Annotated in this window: 14 protein-coding genes; 3 read left to right on the forward strand and 11 right to left on the reverse strand. The window is 58.7% G+C overall.

What is annotated here, in order from left to right; translation table 11 throughout:
* Nucleotides 1-95 precede the first annotated feature (95 nt).
* Entirely contained in the window at nucleotides 96-1,721 is a 1,626-nt protein-coding gene (locus tag ABH909_RS27035) for a glucan biosynthesis protein D (RefSeq protein ID WP_429438999.1), read from the forward strand.
* A 206-nt stretch (nucleotides 1,722-1,927) separates the two neighbouring features.
* On the opposite strand, the gene ABH909_RS27040 is transcribed toward ABH909_RS27035, so the two are convergent.
* From ABH909_RS27040 to ABH909_RS27050, 3 genes are all read right to left on the reverse strand, one after another.
* Nucleotides 1,928-3,034, reverse strand: coding sequence for an NADH:flavin oxidoreductase/NADH oxidase (locus ABH909_RS27040; RefSeq protein ID WP_429439002.1), 1,107 nt, complete (start codon nucleotides 3,032-3,034; stop codon nucleotides 1,928-1,930).
* 266 nt (nucleotides 3,035-3,300) lie between these two features.
* The gene (recJ, locus tag ABH909_RS27045) at nucleotides 3,301-5,010 is read right to left on the reverse strand and encodes a single-stranded-DNA-specific exonuclease RecJ (protein WP_429439005.1); all 1,710 of its coding nucleotides are present in this window, start codon (nucleotides 5,008-5,010) and stop codon (nucleotides 3,301-3,303) included.
* A 66-nt stretch (nucleotides 5,011-5,076) separates the two neighbouring features.
* Nucleotides 5,077-5,619, reverse strand: coding sequence for a YaeQ family protein (locus ABH909_RS27050; RefSeq protein ID WP_095631726.1), 543 nt, complete (start codon nucleotides 5,617-5,619; stop codon nucleotides 5,077-5,079).
* A 146-nt stretch (nucleotides 5,620-5,765) separates the two neighbouring features.
* On the opposite strand from ABH909_RS27050, the gene ABH909_RS27055 reads away from it, so the two are divergent.
* Both ABH909_RS27055 and ABH909_RS27060 read left to right on the forward strand, forming a co-directional pair.
* Nucleotides 5,766-6,965, forward strand: a complete 1,200-nt coding sequence (locus tag ABH909_RS27055; RefSeq protein ID WP_429439008.1) for a CaiB/BaiF CoA transferase family protein — start codon at nucleotides 5,766-5,768, stop codon at nucleotides 6,963-6,965.
* Nucleotides 6,946-7,872, forward strand: coding sequence for a TIGR02285 family protein (locus ABH909_RS27060; protein ID WP_429439010.1), 927 nt, complete (start codon nucleotides 6,946-6,948; stop codon nucleotides 7,870-7,872). Before ABH909_RS27055 ends, ABH909_RS27060 begins: the two co-directional genes overlap by 20 nt.
* A gap of 169 nt (nucleotides 7,873-8,041) precedes the next feature.
* On the opposite strand, the gene ABH909_RS27065 is transcribed toward ABH909_RS27060, so the two are convergent.
* The 8 genes from ABH909_RS27065 to secF all read right to left on the reverse strand — a co-directional run bounded on the left by ABH909_RS27065 (nucleotide 8,042) and on the right by secF (nucleotide 16,735).
* Entirely contained in the window at nucleotides 8,042-8,329 is a 288-nt protein-coding gene (locus tag ABH909_RS27065) for a DUF3509 domain-containing protein (RefSeq protein WP_429439013.1), read from the reverse strand.
* A 310-nt stretch (nucleotides 8,330-8,639) separates the two neighbouring features.
* A complete protein-coding gene (locus tag ABH909_RS27070; RefSeq protein WP_429439016.1) occupies nucleotides 8,640-9,995 on the reverse strand; it encodes a transporter substrate-binding domain-containing protein in 1,356 nt (451 codons plus the stop codon).
* 133 nt (nucleotides 9,996-10,128) lie between these two features.
* Nucleotides 10,129-11,538 carry a threonine synthase gene (thrC, locus tag ABH909_RS27075; RefSeq protein ID WP_429439019.1) on the reverse strand — a complete coding sequence of 470 codons (1,410 nt, stop codon included), beginning with the start codon at nucleotides 11,536-11,538 and terminating at the stop codon, nucleotides 10,129-10,131.
* Between the two features lie 108 nt (nucleotides 11,539-11,646).
* The gene (locus tag ABH909_RS27080; RefSeq protein WP_429439021.1) at nucleotides 11,647-12,951 is read right to left on the reverse strand and encodes a homoserine dehydrogenase; all 1,305 of its coding nucleotides are present in this window, start codon (nucleotides 12,949-12,951) and stop codon (nucleotides 11,647-11,649) included.
* A 133-nt stretch (nucleotides 12,952-13,084) separates the two neighbouring features.
* Nucleotides 13,085-13,816 carry a bifunctional protein-disulfide isomerase/oxidoreductase DsbC gene (dsbC, locus tag ABH909_RS27085; RefSeq protein ID WP_429439024.1) on the reverse strand — a complete coding sequence of 244 codons (732 nt, stop codon included), beginning with the start codon at nucleotides 13,814-13,816 and terminating at the stop codon, nucleotides 13,085-13,087.
* Between the two features lie 301 nt (nucleotides 13,817-14,117).
* The gene (xerD, locus tag ABH909_RS27090; RefSeq protein WP_429439027.1) at nucleotides 14,118-15,014 is read right to left on the reverse strand and encodes a site-specific tyrosine recombinase XerD; all 897 of its coding nucleotides are present in this window, start codon (nucleotides 15,012-15,014) and stop codon (nucleotides 14,118-14,120) included.
* A 133-nt stretch (nucleotides 15,015-15,147) separates the two neighbouring features.
* On the reverse strand, nucleotides 15,148-15,699 hold the full coding sequence (locus tag ABH909_RS27095; protein ID WP_429439030.1) for a glycine zipper 2TM domain-containing protein: 552 nt from the start codon (nucleotides 15,697-15,699) through the stop codon (nucleotides 15,148-15,150).
* A gap of 121 nt (nucleotides 15,700-15,820) precedes the next feature.
* Entirely contained in the window at nucleotides 15,821-16,735 is a 915-nt protein-coding gene (gene secF, locus ABH909_RS27100; RefSeq protein WP_429439033.1) for a protein translocase subunit SecF, read from the reverse strand.
* Between the last annotated feature and the right edge of the window lie 2 nt (nucleotides 16,736-16,737).

Here is a 16,737-nt window from a genome sequence, read left to right on the forward strand (position 1 = left end):
AGTCCGTTGCGTTTGGCCAAGGCATGTCCGAACCGTTATTTCTGATCCAGCACGTGCCAGGAACGGCGCGGGATTGTTCACGACAGGTTGTACTTATGCACCGCAGGAATTTGCTCAAAGCCTCCATGGCCATCGCGGCTTACACCGGTCTTTCGGCCACCGGTCTATTGGCCGCACGCGCCTGGGCTGGCAGCAGCGCGGCTGATGGCGACGCCGTGGCGTTCGACTTCGAAGCGCTGAAGCGCCAAGCCAAACAGCTCGCCGGCAAGCCTTATCAGGACACCAAACAGGTACTGCCGCCGACGCTGGCGACCATGACACCGCAAAACTTCAACGCGATCCGCTACGACGGCAATCACTCGCTGTGGAAGGACCTGAAAGGTCAGCTGGACGTGCAGTTTTTCCACGTCGGCATGGGTTTCAAGCAACCGGTGCGCATGTACAGCGTCGATCCCAAGACTCGACTGGCGCGCGAGGTGCATTTCCGCCCGTCGCTGTTCAACTACGAAAAAACCACCGTTGACACTAAACAGCTCAAAGGCGATCTGGGTTTCGCCGGGTTCAAGCTGTTCAAAGCTCCAGAGCTGGATAAGCACGACGTGTTGTCGTTCCTGGGGGCCAGCTATTTCCGCGCGGTGGATGCCACCGGCCAGTACGGTTTGTCGGCCCGCGGCCTGGCGATCGATACGTACGCCAAGAAGCGTGAAGAATTCCCGGACTTCACCAAGTTCTGGTTCGAAACTCCGGATAAAGACAGCACCCGTTTCGTGGTTTACGCCCTGCTCGATTCGCCGAGCGCCACTGGCGCCTACCGTTTTGACATCGATTGCCAGGCCGAGCGCGTGGTGATGGAAGTCGACGCTCACGTCAATGCACGCACCGCCATCGAGCAATTGGGCATCGCGCCGATGACCAGCATGTTCAGCTGCGGCACTCACGAACGGCGCATGTGCGACACCATTCACCCGCAAATCCACGATTCTGATCGCCTGGCGATGTGGCGCGGCAACGGCGAATGGATCTGCCGCCCGCTGAACAACCCGGCCACCCTGCAATTCAATGCCTTTGCCGACACCGACCCCAAAGGGTTCGGCCTGGTGCAGACCGATCACGAGTTCGCCAATTATCAAGACACCGTCGACTGGTACAGCAAGCGTCCGAGTCTGTGGGTAGAACCTACAACCGCGTGGGGTGAAGGCTCTATCGATTTGCTGGAAATTCCTACAACCGGCGAAACCCTGGATAACATTGTTGCGTTCTGGACGCCGAAAAAACCGGTCGCGGCCGGGGATTCCCTCAACTACGGCTACAAGCTCTATTGGAGCGCCCTGCCACCGGTGAGCACGCCGCTGGCACGGGTCAATGCGACCCGTTCGGGCATGGGTGGTTTCATTGAAGGCTGGGCGCCGGGCGAGCATTACCCAGAGGTCTGGGCACGACGCTTTGCCGTGGACTTTACCGGCGGCGGTCTGGACCGCTTGCCTGAAGGCGCGGGGATCGAGCCGGTGGTGACCTGCTCGAATGGCCAAGTGAAGGACTTCAACGTGTTGGTGCTGGATGACATCAAGGGCTACCGCATTACCTTCGACTGGTACCCGACCAACGACAGCGTTGCCCCGGTGGAGCTGCGGTTGTTCATTCGCACCAATGAACGGACGTTGAGTGAAACCTGGTTGTATCAGTATTTCCCGCCAGCGCCGGAGAAGCGTAAGTACACCTGAGAGTTAGTCGGGGTGTGAATGGCCCCTTCGCGAGCAAGCCCGCTCCCACATGTGAACTTTGTCGTACACGGAATCTGTGCACCATGAAGATCCACTGTGGGAGCGGGCTTGCTCGCGAAGACGGCCGAACCGCCGACTAACATCCCGAACCAGAAATCAAAAAGCCCCGGTCAACACGACCGGGGCTTTTTGGTTTTTAGCAGTACTCACTCACGCAAATCCGATTCATGAATTGGCTGGTCACGATGGGTCGCCCGATGATATTGCGCCGGCCAGATAGCTTTGTGCCCACCCAGATCGTCATCGGCATGCAACGGCCAATACGGATCACGCAACAACTCCCGGGCGAGGAAGATGATATCGGCCTGACAGGTACGCAGAATGTGCTCGGCCTGGGCCGGTTCGGTGATCATTCCTACAGTGCCAGTGGCAATGCCTGACTCCTTGCGTACGCGCTCGGCGAAGCGGGTCTGATAACCCGGGCCTGTAGGAATCTCGGCGTTCACCGCCGTACCGCCCGATGAGACATCGATCAGGTCCACGCCCAGATCTTTGAGGCGTCGCGCCAGCTCCACGGTTTCATCGGGGTTCCAGCCATCTTCCACCCAATCGGTGGCCGACACCCGCACAAACACCGGTAACTCTTCAGGCCACACCGCACGCACCGCTTCGGTCACTTGCAGCACCAGCCGAATCCGGTTCTCGAACGAACCGCCGTACTGATCGCGCCGCTGATTGCTCAGGGGCGAAAGAAATTGGTGCAACAGGTAACCGTGGGCGGCGTGCACTTCGACCACTTTGAAACCGGCGGTCAGCGCCCGTTTGGCCGAATCGACGAAGGCCTGAATGATCTCACCGATCTCGCCCTCATCGAGCTGCTTCGGTGGTGTGTGCTGGGGGTCAAAAGCGATCGGCGAAGGACCGACCGGAGTCCAGCCGCCGTCTTCCGGCTTGATGCTGCCATGCTTGCCGAGCCACGGCCGATGCGTGCTGGCCTTGCGCCCGGCGTGCGCCAACTGAATGCCGGCAACGGCGCCCTGGGCGGCGATGAAGCGCGTAATACGCTGCAAGGGTTCGATCTGTTGATCACTCCAGAGACCGAGGTCCTGGGCGGTAATGCGCCCATCAGCGGTGACCGCCGTGGCTTCGGTAAATACCAGACCAGCGCCGCCGATAGCGCGGCTGCCGAGATGGACCAGATGCCAGTCATTGGCCAGTCCATCGACGCTGGAGTATTGGCACATCGGTGACACCGCGATGCGGTTAAGCAGGGTCAATTGACGAAGGGTATAGGGTTCAAGCAGCAGACTCATGGGGCACCTCTCGGATCAGTGGGCAGGCTCCAGGGTTCTGTTTGAATAGTCGACGAGTGACAGGAAAAAGGATGCAGCACCCGCCCCCGCGGGCAAAAAATTCGACAAGACGTCACAAGGATAATCAAGCAGTGCTTAGAGACTAGTCGACTTCGCAGATCAGTGGAGGGTTCAAGAAAAGATCGCAGCCTTCGGCAGCTCCTACAGGTGTACGGCATGCCTTTGTAGGAGCTGCCGAAGGCTGCGATCTTTTGATCTTTAACGCACTATCGCGGCTCGATGTGGGCAATCATCAACTGAACGGTCTCGTTCCCACGGAACTCATTGAGGTCGAGCTTGTAAGCCAGTTCAACCCACTTGATGGTCGGATTTGGCCAGATATCACGGTCGATACCAAAGGCAATGCCGTCCAGCTTCACCGAACCGCATTCACTTCTCAGCACCACTTTGAGGTGCCGCTCCCCCACAACGCGTTGCTCGACCAACTGAAACACCCCATGAAACAGCGGCTCCGGGAAGTGTTGCCCCCAAGGCCCGGCGTGGCGCAGGGCGCGGGCCAGCTCCAGGTGAAACTCTTCGACCGCCAAAGTGCCATCCGACAGCAGGCGCCCGGTCAGGTCTTCTTCGCGCAGTTGCCTACGCACTTCAGCGTCAAAAGCCTCGGCAAATAACGGAAAATTCGCTTCCGGCAAGGTCAGGCCCGCCGCCATGGCGTGGCCGCCGTATTTGCTGATCAGGTTCGGATGTTGCGCCGCGACCACGCTCAAGGCGTCGCGAATATGAAAGCCCTGAACCGAACGCCCCGAGCCCTTGAGCAGGCCATCGCCGGCATCGGCAAAGGCAATGGTCGGACGGAAATAGCGCTCTTTCATACGCGAGGCGAGGATTCCGATGACACCTTGGTGCCACTCGGGATCGAACAGGCACAGGCCGAACGGCATCGACTCCACCGGCAAATCCTTGAGTTGGGCCAGCGCCTCACGCTGCATGCCCTGCTCGATGGATTTGCGGTCCTGGTTCATGCCGTCCAGTTGAGCGGCCATTTCACGGGCAGCACCCGCGTCTTCGGTGAGCAGGCATTCGATGCCCAGGCTCATGTCGTCCAGACGCCCCGCCGCGTTCAGACGTGGGCCGAGGATGAAGCCGAGATCAGTGGAGGTGATGCGCGAATGGTCGCGCTTGGCCACTTCAAGGATCGCCTTGATCCCCGGCCGCGCACGCCCGGCGCGAATCCGCTCCAGCCCCTGATGCACCAGAATCCGGTTGTTGGCATCCAGCGGCACCACGTCGGCGACGCTGCCCAGTGCCACCAGGTCCAGCAGTTCGCCAATGTTCGGCTGCGGCTTGCTCTCGTACCAACCCAGGCTGCGCAAGCGCGCGCGCAGGGCCATCAGTACATAGAAGATCACCCCGACTCCGGCCAGGGCTTTGCTCGGAAACGCGCAACCCGGCTGATTCGGATTAACGATGGCATCGGCCAACGGCAGTTCATCGCCGGGCAAGTGGTGATCGGTGACCAGCACCTTGAGCCCGGCCTTTTTCGCCGCCGCCACACCTTCGACGCTGGAGATGCCGTTGTCCACGGTGATCAGCAGGTGCGGCTCGCGGGTCAGCGCCACTCCGACGATTTCCGGTGTCAGGCCGTAGCCATATTCGAATCGGTTCGGCACCAGATAGTCGACGTGCGCCGCGCCCAGCAGGCGCAACCCCAGCAGGCCCACGGTACTGGCCGTCGCACCGTCGGCGTCGAAGTCGCCGACGATCAGAATCCGCTGACGCTGTTCCAGAGCCGTCACCAGCAAATCCACCGCGGCATCGATGCCTTTGAGCTGTTGATATGGAATCAACCGCGCCAGGCTCTTGTCCAGTTCAGCCTCGGATTGCACGCCGCGAGCTGCGTAAAGGCGGGTCAGCAGCGGTGGAATATCACCGAGGAATGGCAGGGTATCGGGCAACAGGCGAGGTTCGATGCGCATGGGGTGACAGGTGCTTCTCTTGAATACGTAGGATAAAACCGGGTAAAGCGGTTCAGCGGCGAATAATCAGCCGCGTTCACCGCTCAGCCACTGCAACTGGACTTCGTGCTGACCACGGTCGTCGGTGACGAAAATCGTTCCTTCGCTGATCATCACATCCCACTTGATAACGCGCGGCATGTCCTTGGCCAGGGTTTCCAGCACGTCCTGAGGCACGGCGGCGATGTGAACGTTTTTCAGGTTCTTGATCGCCGGGATCACTTTGGTTTCCCAGACCCGCAGGCTGCCGTAAGCCAGCAGGCTGGTGCGCTCGGTGCGGCGCGAGCACCAGGTCAGGCGATCGGCGTCTGGCTGGCCGACTTCGATCCAGTGCAGTACACGATCATCCAGGCTCTTTTCCCACAGCGCCGGTTCATCCACGTCTGACAGACCGCGACCGAAGGACAGCTGTTCGTTGTACCAGAAGGCGTAGGCCAGCAGCCGCACGGTCATGCGCTCTTCGGTTTCCGAAGGGTGACGGGCAATGGTCTGCTTCACATTCTCGTAGACACTGCGGTCGAGGTCGGTGAGGTTCAGTTCAAACTTGTAGGTCGTGGACGGCTGGGCCATGAACGGGCTTCTTGATACGAGGAAAGGCGGCAAGTCTAACCGATGCAACAGGCAATCAACGAATTGAAGGCATCAACTTTGGGCGATGGGCGTCGGCCTATGTTAAAACTCTGCATTCGCTCAGCCTTTGTCCTACAGGATTCAGTATGCCGTTCTCCAACAAACCGCTCTCGGGTCTGAAAGTCATCGAATTGGGTACGTTGATTGCCGGGCCGTTTGCCTCGCGTATTTGCGGCGAGTTCGGCGCCGAAGTGATCAAGATCGAATCCCCGGACGGCGGTGATCCGTTGCGCAAATGGCGCAAGCTGTATGAAGGCACTTCGCTGTGGTGGTTCGTTCAGGCGCGTAACAAGAAATCTTTGACCCTGAACCTGAAACACCCCGATGGCCTGGCGATCCTGAAACAGCTGCTCAGCGAAGCAGACATCCTGATCGAGAATTTTCGCCCTGGCGTGCTGGAAAAGCTTGGCCTGGGCTGGGACGTCTTGCATGCACTGAACCCGAAACTGGTGATGGTGCGGCTTTCGGGTTTTGGCCAGACCGGACCGATGAAAGATCAGCCAGGCTTCGGCGCGGTCGGTGAGTCCATGGGCGGCCTGCGCTACATCACCGGGTTCGAGGACCGGCCGCCGGTGCGCACCGGGATTTCCATCGGCGATTCGATTGCCGCGCTCTGGGGCGTGATCGGCGCACTGATGGCCTTGCGTCATCGCGAGGTCAACGGCGGCTTGGGCCAAGTGGTGGATGTGGCGTTGTACGAAGCGATCTTCGCCATGATGGAAAGCATGGTCCCGGAGTTCGATGTGTTCGGCTTCATCCGCGAACGCACCGGCAACATCATGCCGGGTATCACGCCCTCCTCTATCCATACCAGCGCTGATGGCAAACACGTGCAAATCGGCGCCAATGGCGATGCGATCTTCAAGCGTTTCATGCTGGTCATCGGTCGCGAAGACCTGGCCAATGACCCTGTGCTGGCGAGCAACGATGGGCGTGACAGCCGTCGCGACGAGATTTACGGTGTGATCGATCGCTGGGTCAACTCGCTGCCGCTGGACGCCGTGATCGAACAGCTGAACCAGGCCGACGTTCCCGCCAGCCGAATCTTCAGTGCCGAAGATATGTTCAGCGATCCGCAGTACCTGGCCCGGGAAATGTTTTTGCAAGCCAAGCTGCCCGACGGCAAGGACTTCAAAATGCCCGGCATTGTGCCAAAACTCTCTGAGACGCCCGGCAGCTCCGAATGGGTCGGGCCGCAGTTGGGTGAGCACAATGCGCAGGTGCTCCACGACCTTGGCTACGACTCGGCACAGATCACACGGTTGCGTGAAGACGGGGCCATCTAAGCTGAAGCGCCTGCTTTCATCCGCAATCGATTACGCCGGCATCGGGCGTGTGCTAGTGCTGCTCGGGCTGTTGGCGGGGCTGATATCCCCGGCCCTGGCGCAACCTAAGGAACATTTGTTCTGGCTGCTGCGCGACCTGCCGCCACTGACGGTCTTCGAAGGCCCGAAAAAAGGCCAAGGCGTTATCGATCAGTTGATGCCGCTGTTGATCGCCGGGATGCCCCAGTACGAACACACCCTGATGCGGGTCAATCGTGCCCGTGGCATGCAAATGCTCCATGAGAAGTCTTTCACTTGCGACCCCTCGCTGATCTGGAGCGAGGAGCGCGAACACTGGATTGCGTTTTCCATACCGGTCTTCCGGGCAGTCAGCAATGGGCTGGTGATCCGACGTGAAGATCGGTCGGCTCTGAAGCCTTTTCTCTTTGGCGATGAAGTCGATCTGGCAGCATTGTTGGCCAGCGGTCGAGAGAAAGTCGGTGTGGTCGCCGAGCGTCGTTACGGTCAAATCCTCGACACGTTGCTGCAACAAGCGCCGCCCGGCGTGCTGACGGCTCACTACGGCAACGACGCCCTCGGCAATCTGTTGCAGATGCAGCGCCTGGGTCGCTTGCAAGTGGTCTTGGGTTACTGGCCGGAAATCCGCTATCAGGCTCACCAGGAACAGATTGCCGATGATCAGTTGGAGTTTTATCCGGTCAAAGGCACGGGTAAATACTTGTCCGGATACATCGGCTGCTCGAACACGCCCCAGGGGCGACAGGCGATCAGTGAAATCAACCAGCTATTGCGTGCATTGCCCCGCGAGCGCCTGGCCCCGCTATACGCCGACTGGCTCGACCCACAAAGACGCAAGGACTACCTGGAAGAAACCAGAGCCTTTTTCGAGCGTCAGGCCGCGCAATGACAAATCGCAGGCAAAAAGAAACCCCGAGAAGTGGGGAGACATCTCGGGGTTAAACGTGGCCTGAATCAGGCCAGTGACAACAAGCTACAAGCACCGGAGCACAATGCTTGATCCTGCTGTTACAAAGTCTGACTGAACGGGGCGCAGGAAGGTTCCCACAAAAAATCATTCAATTTCGGCTGGCCAGGATCTTGTCCTGAGCCGCATTGCGCAACGCTGCGATGACACAGGGCTCCAGGCGTCCTTCAGCAATCAGCACGTCACGGTGCAGGCCGTCGACGACATCCGTCAGCAGACGTTTATCGGTTAACTGGTCGTGATTGAACGTCCGTTCAACCACGGTTGCGCCGCTCGTACTTTTCAATGTCACCAAACACTCGCCATGGGCACCCGACGGGGTCAACGTGACCTGATACGGGCTCAGAGCCTCACCGAGCAATAGACTGATACTTTCCATCTCGATCACCACTCAATAGTCCGAAAACAAAGTGCCTGGGGCGTGTCCACAGTAAATGACCACAGGCCCGAGAAGAAAGTTCTGAATTCCAACGGCAGGCGCACCGGCGCCTCTGGTAAATAGAGCATGCACGGTCAAGATGACAGTAAAAAAACAGCTGACTCACGTTTAATGCCAGGTGCAGAACTTGTGGGAGCGGGCTTGCTCGCGAAGGCGGTGTGCCAGGCAATATTAATGTCGACTGATATTCCCTCTTCGCGAGCAAGCCCGCTCCCACAGGGATTGCGCCTGACTGACAGGCATTACCACTTCACACCTGGCGTGTACGCTTACCAATGTCGCTCCACCCGCCCAGCAGTCCTCGCAATTGTCCGTCCGCGCTGTAAAACGGCACCGTCCACTGATAGATGTCCCTGACGCCATCCTTGAACATCAATTGACGCTCGCTGAAACGGGTCTTGTGAGTACCTAGCTGGGCCATAAACTCGGTGTGCAGCTGCTCGGCAGTCGCTTTGGGCAAGACATCAAGTTCGGTCAGCTGTCGCCCCTGAACCTGGTCGAAGCGGGTCGACAAACGCTCTTCATAGCTTTTGTTGCACATGATCAAACGCCCTTGCAGATCACGCACGAACATCGGATCGGGCATGGCATCTATCAAGGCGTGCTGGAAGGCGAGCTGGTCATTGAGGTCTTTCTCGGCGTCCCGACGTTGCTTGATCAGTGCCGCGAGCCTGCGGTTCCACAGCAATGAGAGCAAGCCGAACAGGCTAACGATGAACAGGCTCCAGCACCCCCAATGGGTTATCCGTTGCCAGGTCGAGGGCGCGTGTACCGACGCAATTCCGTTCAGCCATTTCAACCGCATGGCGCGTAATTCGTCGGGTGGAAATGCTTCGAGCGCCTTGTTGAGGATGCTCAACAACTGTGGCTGCGCTTTGCGGACGGCCAAATGATCAGCCTCCCATTTACCCTCCACCGCATGCCCGACCTTGAGCCGGCCCGAGGGATAGAGCTGCGCGCCAATTTCGTTCTCAATGGTGGCGTAGGCCTCGCCGCTTTCTACCAGAGCCCGGGCTTCAGCATAGGTTTTGACCGACCGCAGCTCAATTGCCGGGTAGTCACGACGAATCGTACCTTCCAGGGCGTGCCGGGTCGGCAATACCAGGACTCTTTTCGACAGCTGTTTCAGGGACTGTATCGCGGGGGTGCCGGCCAGTCCTACGAGTACCCAGCCCGCCCCGCCGAATGCATGGCTGAAATCCAGAAACTCCTTGCGCTCATCATTCATTGCCAACGTTGTACTCATTTCTGCCGCGCCGCTTTCCAGGCGCTCCAGCAATTGGTCGGTGGAAAACGACTCTTCATGGACGAACCGCAACCCTGTCATGGCGCTGATGCGGTTGAGAATGTCGTTGTTCAAACCGCTCCAGTGACCGTGCTCATCCTTGAACAGATACAGCGGGTACTGCACTGACGCCACGATCACCATCGGATGTTCAGCAATCCATTGCCGCTCCTGAGCGTCCAGCTCAATACGTTCGACGGTGGTTGACTCCCGGGACTCATGTGTCGTCAATTGTGCGGCCTTCACCCATGGCCCAAAACCCAGGGTGCCCAGCAAAAACATCCAGCACACGGCTGGTTTAAACCCTCTGAAAAACAGCATTGCCACTTCCTTGGTGATCGTCTCGCCCGTCCTTCATGGGCGGCTCTTCTTTTACGAAACCCGGCAAGTGTGGCATGCAGAAATGAGAAAGCCCGTCAGGAGACGGGCTTCAAAATGTGACAGCTTTTACCGGTTACAGCGGCTTGCCGCGGTTGCCATGCTGACTGACAAAGGCCTGCACGGCTTTCAGGTCGTTCGGCAATACGGTGTAACGCTCATCTCGCTCAAACAAATCAGAAAGATGTGCAGGTAGTTCGAGCGCTTTTCCTACACCAGCTTTTTCCACTGCGTCCGGGAATTTGACCGGATGGGCTGTACCGAGGATCACCATCGGGATATCCAGGCTACGTCGGCATTCGCGCGCAGCCTTCACGCCGATAGCGGTGTGTGGGTCCAGCAGTTCGCCGGTTTGCTCAAACACTTCGGCAATGGTTTCGCATGTTTGGGCGTCGTCCACGGCCAGCGAATCGAACAGTTTGCGTGCCTCGGTCCAGCGCTCCTCTTCGACGCTGAAACCGCCGCCCTGCTTGAAGGTGTCCATCAAACCGGCAATTGCCGCGCCGTTACGACCGTGCAAGTCGAACAGCAGGCGTTCGAAGTTCGACGACACCATGATGTCCATCGACGGCGATAACGTCGCGTGCAGGGTTTCCTTGACGTACTGATTGCCGCTCATGAAGCGGTGCAGGATGTCGTTGCGGTTGGTGGCGACGATCAACTGATTGATCGGCAGGCCCATGTTGCGCGCCAGGTAACCGGCGAAGATATCGCCGAAGTTGCCGGTTGGCACCGAGAACGACACCGAACGCGCCGGGCCACCCAGCTGCAGGGCTGCGTGGAAGTAGTAAACGATCTGGGCCATGATCCGCGCCCAGTTGATCGAGTTCACCGCCACCAGGCGCGTACCCTTGAGGAAGCTCTGGTCGGCGAAGCTGGCCTTGACCATTTCCTGGCAGTCATCGAAGTTGCCTTCGATGGCAATGTTATGGATGTTTTCGCCGAAGATGGTGGTCATCTGGCGACGCTGCACTTCGGACACACGGTTGTGCGGGTGCAGGATGAAGATGTCGACGTTTTCGCAGTGCTTGCAGCCTTCGATGGCGGCCGAGCCGGTGTCACCGGAGGTGGCGCCAACAATCACCACGCGTTCGCCGCGCTTTTCCAGCACGTAGTCGAGCAGACGACCGAGCAGTTGCAGGGCGAAGTCCTTGAATGCCAGGGTCGGGCCGTGGAACAGCTCCAGTACCCATTCGTTGCCATTGAGCTGACGCAGTGGCGCAACGGCGTTGTGGGAAAACACGCCATACGTTTCTTCAAGAATCTTTTTGAAATCGGCATCGGGAATGCTGCCGGTCACGAACGGACGCATCACCCGGAAGGCCAGCTCGTGATACGGCAGGCCGGCCCAGGAAGCGATCTCTTCCTGGGTAAAACGAGGCAGGTTCTCCGGCACGTACAGGCCGCCATCCGTGGCCAAACCGGCCAGCAGGACGTCTTCGAAATTCAGGGCCGGTGCCTGGCCGCGGGTACTGATATAACGCATAGGGGCAAACCTTTGGTTTGAGCTGCAAGCTACGAGCTACAAGCTGCAAGTAAAAGCCGAACTGCCTTTGACTTGCCGCTTGAGGCTTGCAGCTTGCCGCTGCTGTTGTTAGTTCAAGTGCTCGACGCGGATTCGTACGACCGGGCCGACCACGCCTTCCAAGGCCTCCAGGGCGCTGATCGCGTCGTTCATGTGCTGTTCCAGCACACGGTGCGTCAGCAGGATCATTGGCACCAGACCGTCTTGCTCTTCGACTTCTTTCTGCATGATCGATTCGATGTTGATACCGCGCTCCGACAGGATGCTCGCCACCTGAGCCAACACGCCCGGATGGTCCTTGGCCTGAATGCGCAGGTAGTAAGCGCTTTCGCAGGCTTCGATCGGCAGGATCGGATGGGCCGACAGCGAATCCGGCTGGAAGGCCAGATGCGGCACGCGGTTTTCCGGATCGGAAGTCATGGCGCGAACCACGTCCACCAGGTCAGCGATCACCGACGAAGCGGTCGGTTCCATGCCGGCGCCGGCGCCGTAGAACAGGGTCGAACCGGCAGCATCACCGTTGACCATCACCGCGTTCATCACGCCGTTGACGTTGGCGAGCAAGCGATCGGCCGGGATCAGCGTCGGGTGCACACGCAACTCGATACCGGCCGCGGTGCTACGCGCCACGCCCAGGTGCTTAATGCGATAGCCCAGCGCTTCGGCGTAGTTCACGTCAGCGGTGGTCAGCTTGGTGATGCCTTCGGTGTAAGCCTTGTCGAATTGCAGCGGAATGCCGAAAGCGATAGACGCCAGGATCGTCAGCTTGTGGGCTGCGTCAATGCCTTCGACGTCGAAGGTCGGGTCGGCTTCGGCGTAACCCAGGGCTTGCGCTTCGGCGAGTACGTCTTCGAAGGTGCGACCCTTCTCACGCATTTCGGTGAGGATGAAGTTGCCTGTGCCATTGATGATCCCGGCCACCCAGTTGATGCGGTTGGCGGACAAACCTTCACGGATCGCTTTGATCACAGGAATGCCGCCGGCCACAGCCGCTTCGAACGCCACGATGACGCCCTTCTCGCGAGCCTTGGCGAAAATTTCATTACCGTGAACGGCAATCAGTGCCTTGTTCGCGGTGACCACATGCTTGCCATTCTCGATGGCCTTGAGTACCAGCTCGCGGGCAACGGTGTAGCCGCCCATCAGCTCTATAACGATGTCGATCTCAGGGTTCGTGGCCACTTCGAACACATCGTTGGTAATCGCAATACCGGTCGTCTGGAACTGAGGCTTTGGCGTGCGCATGGCAATTTGTGCCACTTCGATTCCACGCCCGGCACGACGAGCAATTTCCTCGGCGTTGCGCTGAAGTACGTTGAAGGTACCGCCACCGACGGTCCCTAACCCACAGATGCCTACTTTGACCGGTTTCACTGTGAACTCCCCATAAAACGGCCGACTCAAGGCCGGCCGTGAAAACAACCGCATATTCGCGGCTCTCGATTAATGGCCCGACAATATTGCCGCCGAACCATGATCGTCAAAGGCTGACCATGACGATGCGAAACTATTTCGCGCCCAATGCCAGTTTGGCGACTTGTGGCGCAGGCTGGTAGCCCGGAATGACCTGTCCATCAGCCAAAACGATGGCCGGTGTACCGTTCACGCCGATCGACTGGCCGAGGGCGAACTGCTTGGCTACCGGGTTCTCGCACTTGGCGGCCTTGATTTCCTTGCCATCGACCATTTTGTCCATGGCCGCTTTCTTGTCCTTGGAGCACCACACGGCTTGCAATTGCTCGTCACCCGCCGAACCCAGGCCCTGGCGCGGGAACGCAACATAACGCACTTCGATACCCAGCTTGTTCAACGCCGGCACTTCGGCGTGCAGCTTGTGGCAATACGGGCAGGTGGTGTCGGTGAACACGGTGATGTGCGACTTGGTTTCACCGATGGCCGGGTAAACCACGGTTTCAGCCACTGGAATGTTATTGATCAGTTTGGAAACACCCAGGCGCTCGGTCTTCTCGGTCAGGTTGACCGGTTTGCCGTCCTTGAGCTGGAACAGGTAACCCTGAACGACGTATTGGCCATCGGCGCTGGCGTAAAGCACACGGCTGCCCTTGAGTTTGACTTCATACAGACCTGGCAACGGGCTGGCGGTAATGCTTTCGACCGGCACATCGAGCTCAAGGGTTTGCAGGCTTTTACGAATGGCTTTGTCGGCCGTGTCATCGGCGACGGCAAAAGTACTGACCAACGCAATGGCTGCGGCGGCGAAAATCTGGGTCAGACGCATGAGAACTCCTGAAGGCGGACAAATGGGACGATCAGAACACCCGTGCCGAAACACCGGGTCATAACCGCCCATCGTGCAAACCGGCAAAGCCTACCACATAAGGCCCCCGTGGCCGAATGCGGGTGACGCGAGACACCCATGCCTGACTGACACCCATTATTGTGGCGAGGGAGCTTGCTCCCGCTCGGCTGCGTAGCAGTCGCAAATAGGCCAGTCGGGCTTTCCTGAATAAATGCAGCGCCTGGTTTTGGGGTTGCTACGCAACCCAGCGGGAGCAAGCTCCCTCGCCACAGGGTTTACGCTAGCCTCTGGGGTGATGCTTGGCATGCAGGTCCTGCAAGCGCGCGCGGGCGACGTGAGTATAGATCTGGGTGGTCGACAGATCGCTGTGGCCGAGCAGCATTTGCACCACGCGCAAATCGGCGCCGTGATTGAGCAAGTGCGTGGCGAAAGCGTGGCGTAGCGTGTGCGGCGACAGTGACTTGCTGATCCCGGCGACCTTGGCCTGGTGCTTGATGCGATGCCAGAAAGTCTGGCGGGTCATCTGCTCGCCGCGCAGGCTGGGGAACAGTACATCGCTGGGACGCCCGCCTAGCAACTCGCCACGGGCATCGCGCATGTAGCGCTCGACCCAGACAATCGCCTCCTCGCCCATCGGCACCAGTCGTTCCTTGCTGCCCTTGCCCATCACCCGCAACACGCCTTGGCGCAGGTTGACCTGTTCCAGCGTCAGGCTGATCAGCTCCGTAACCCGCAAGCCACAGGCGTAAAGCACTTCCAGCATGGCGCGGTCTCGCTGGCCGATGGCTTCGCTCAGGTCTGGCGCGGCCAGCAGCGATTCCACATCGGCTTCCGACAAGGACTTAGGCAACGGCCTGCCTAGCTGAGGCATATCGACACGCAATGTCGGATCGACCGCGATCAGCTTTTCCCGCAACAAATAGCGATAGAAGCCACGCACACCGGAAAGAAATCGCGCCGTGGAACGGGGTTTGTAGTGTTGTTCCAAACGCCAGGCCAGGTGATCGAGGATCAACTCGCGACCGGCGTTGATCAACTCCAGATTCTTTTCCTGCAACCAACCGTTGAACAGGGCCAGGTCGCTGCGATAAGCATCGCGGGTATTATCGGACAGGCCTTTTTCCAGCCACAGGGCGTCAAGGAACTGGTCTATCAGGGGATGATCAATGGCAGGCATGAGGTCTCGGACAGGCAGGCGCAAGGCCGCGAAAAATGAGAAGTCTTTCATAGCACGTTGGCGGCGAACATAAAATTCAGGCACAAAAAAAGCATCCCTCTCGAGATGCTTCTTTTTGCTTGAGGCGCTTAGTTTATTGTTGAGCCGGTTCGTTCTGGCTCAGGATCAACTTGCCTTCCTTGTCGACCGGAATCTGGTTGCCCGGATCGCGATCCATCCGCACTTTGCCTTCCTTGCCATCCAGCGAATAACGAACGTCATAGCCTACAACTTTGTCGCTGATGTCATTCACGGTGTTACAGCGGGTTTGAGTGGTGGTGTAGGTGTCACGCTCCTGCATGCCTTCCTGCACCTTGTTACCCGCATAACCGCCGCCGACCGCACCGGCCACTGTGGCGATTTTCTTGCCTGTACCGCCGCCGATCTGGTTGCCCAACAGGCCACCCGCCAGCGCGCCGACCACCGTACCGGCGATCTGGTGTTGATCTTTCACCGGCGCTTGCCGGGTAACCGTAACGTCCTTGCACACTTCACGTGGAGTCTTGATTTGTGTCTTGACCGGTTCAACGGCCAACACTTGCGCATACTCAGGGCCGCTTTTAACCAGGTTGTAGGTGGCAACAGCACCCCCGGCAGTGACACCGACAGCACCCAATACCGCACCAACCAGCAACGACTTGTTCACATGAACCTCCTGACCATCACAGACGGGACAAACCCGCGCTTCTCCCAGCCTTGGAGCATAAAAAAAGGCGCGAGTTCAATACTCGCGCCTTCTCGGGCTTCAGCTGGAAAAGCGATAACCGTTATGGACGGTCGTCGACTTCAGTCTCTGCCACTGCAGCGGGAATCAGGTCCTCGCTGCTCAGGTTCAGCCAGATCAGCACCACGTTCGCGATGTAGATCGACGAGTAAGTACCCGCCAGAACACCGATGAACAGGGCGAAGGAGAAGCCGAACAGGTTGTCGCCACCGAAGAACAACAAGGCTGCGATCGCCAGCAACGTGGAGATCGACGTCGCCATGGTCCGCAGCAGGGTTTGCGTAGTCGAGATGTTGATGTTCTCGATCAGGCTGGCCTTGCGCAGTACCCGGAAGTTCTCACGAACCCGGTCGAATACCACGATGGTGTCGTTGAGCGAGTAGCCAATGATCGCCAGCACCGCCGCCAGTACCGTCAGGTCGAAGGTGATCTGGAAGAACGACAGGATACCGATGGTCACGATCACGTCGTGGATCAGCGAAATGATCGCACCGACTGCAAACTTCCACTGAAAGCGGAAAGCCAGGTAAATCAAAATGCCACCCAGCGCCATCAGCATGCCGAGGCCGCCCTGGTCGCGCAGTTCTTCACCGACCTGAGGGCCGACGAATTCGACACGCTTGACCACCGCAGGGTTGTCGCCACCGAGCTTCTGCAAGGCCTCGGCCACCTGGTGACCCAGTTGCGGGTCATCACCTGGCATACGCACCAGCAAATCGGTAGTCGCACCGAAGCTCTGTACGATTGCCTCCTGATAACCCGACGTCACCAGTTGCTCACGCACCTTGGTGACGTCAGCCGGACGCTCGTAGGTCAGCTCGATGAGCGTACCGCCGGTGAAGTCCAGCCCCCAGTTCATGCCCTTGGTGGCGACGCTGAACAGAGCCAGAACCGTAAGGAACAATGTGACGCCGAACGCAACGTTGCGAACGCCCATGAAGTTGATTGTACGTAACATGG

It is taken from the genome of Pseudomonas sp. BS3782 TE3695, from assembly GCF_050435305.1.
Lineage (GTDB): Bacteria > Pseudomonadota > Gammaproteobacteria > Pseudomonadales > Pseudomonadaceae > Aquipseudomonas.

Coding starts and splice junctions, on each gene's coding strand:
- ABH909_RS27035 (WP_429438999.1), top strand. CDS start 96: ATGCACCGCAGGAATTTGCTCAAAGCCTCCATGGCCATCGCGGCTTAC.
- ABH909_RS27040 (WP_429439002.1), bottom strand. CDS start 3,034: ATGAGTCTGCTGCTTGAACCCTATACCCTTCGTCAATTGACCCTGCTT.
- recJ (WP_429439005.1), bottom strand. CDS start 5,010: ATGCGCATCGAACCTCGCCTGTTGCCCGATACCCTGCCATTCCTCGGT.
- ABH909_RS27050 (WP_095631726.1), bottom strand. CDS start 5,619: ATGGCCCAGCCGTCCACGACCTACAAGTTTGAACTGAACCTCACCGAC.
- ABH909_RS27055 (WP_429439008.1), top strand. CDS start 5,766: ATGCCGTTCTCCAACAAACCGCTCTCGGGTCTGAAAGTCATCGAATTG.
- ABH909_RS27065 (WP_429439013.1), bottom strand. CDS start 8,329: ATGGAAAGTATCAGTCTATTGCTCGGTGAGGCTCTGAGCCCGTATCAG.
- ABH909_RS27070 (WP_429439016.1), bottom strand. CDS start 9,995: ATGCTGTTTTTCAGAGGGTTTAAACCAGCCGTGTGCTGGATGTTTTTG.
- thrC (WP_429439019.1), bottom strand. CDS start 11,538: ATGCGTTATATCAGTACCCGCGGCCAGGCACCGGCCCTGAATTTCGAA.
- dsbC (WP_429439024.1), bottom strand. CDS start 13,816: ATGCGTCTGACCCAGATTTTCGCCGCCGCAGCCATTGCGTTGGTCAGT.
- xerD (WP_429439027.1), bottom strand. CDS start 15,014: ATGCCTGCCATTGATCATCCCCTGATAGACCAGTTCCTTGACGCCCTG.
- secF (WP_429439033.1), bottom strand. CDS start 16,735: ATGTTACGTACAATCAACTTCATGGGCGTTCGCAACGTTGCGTTCGGC.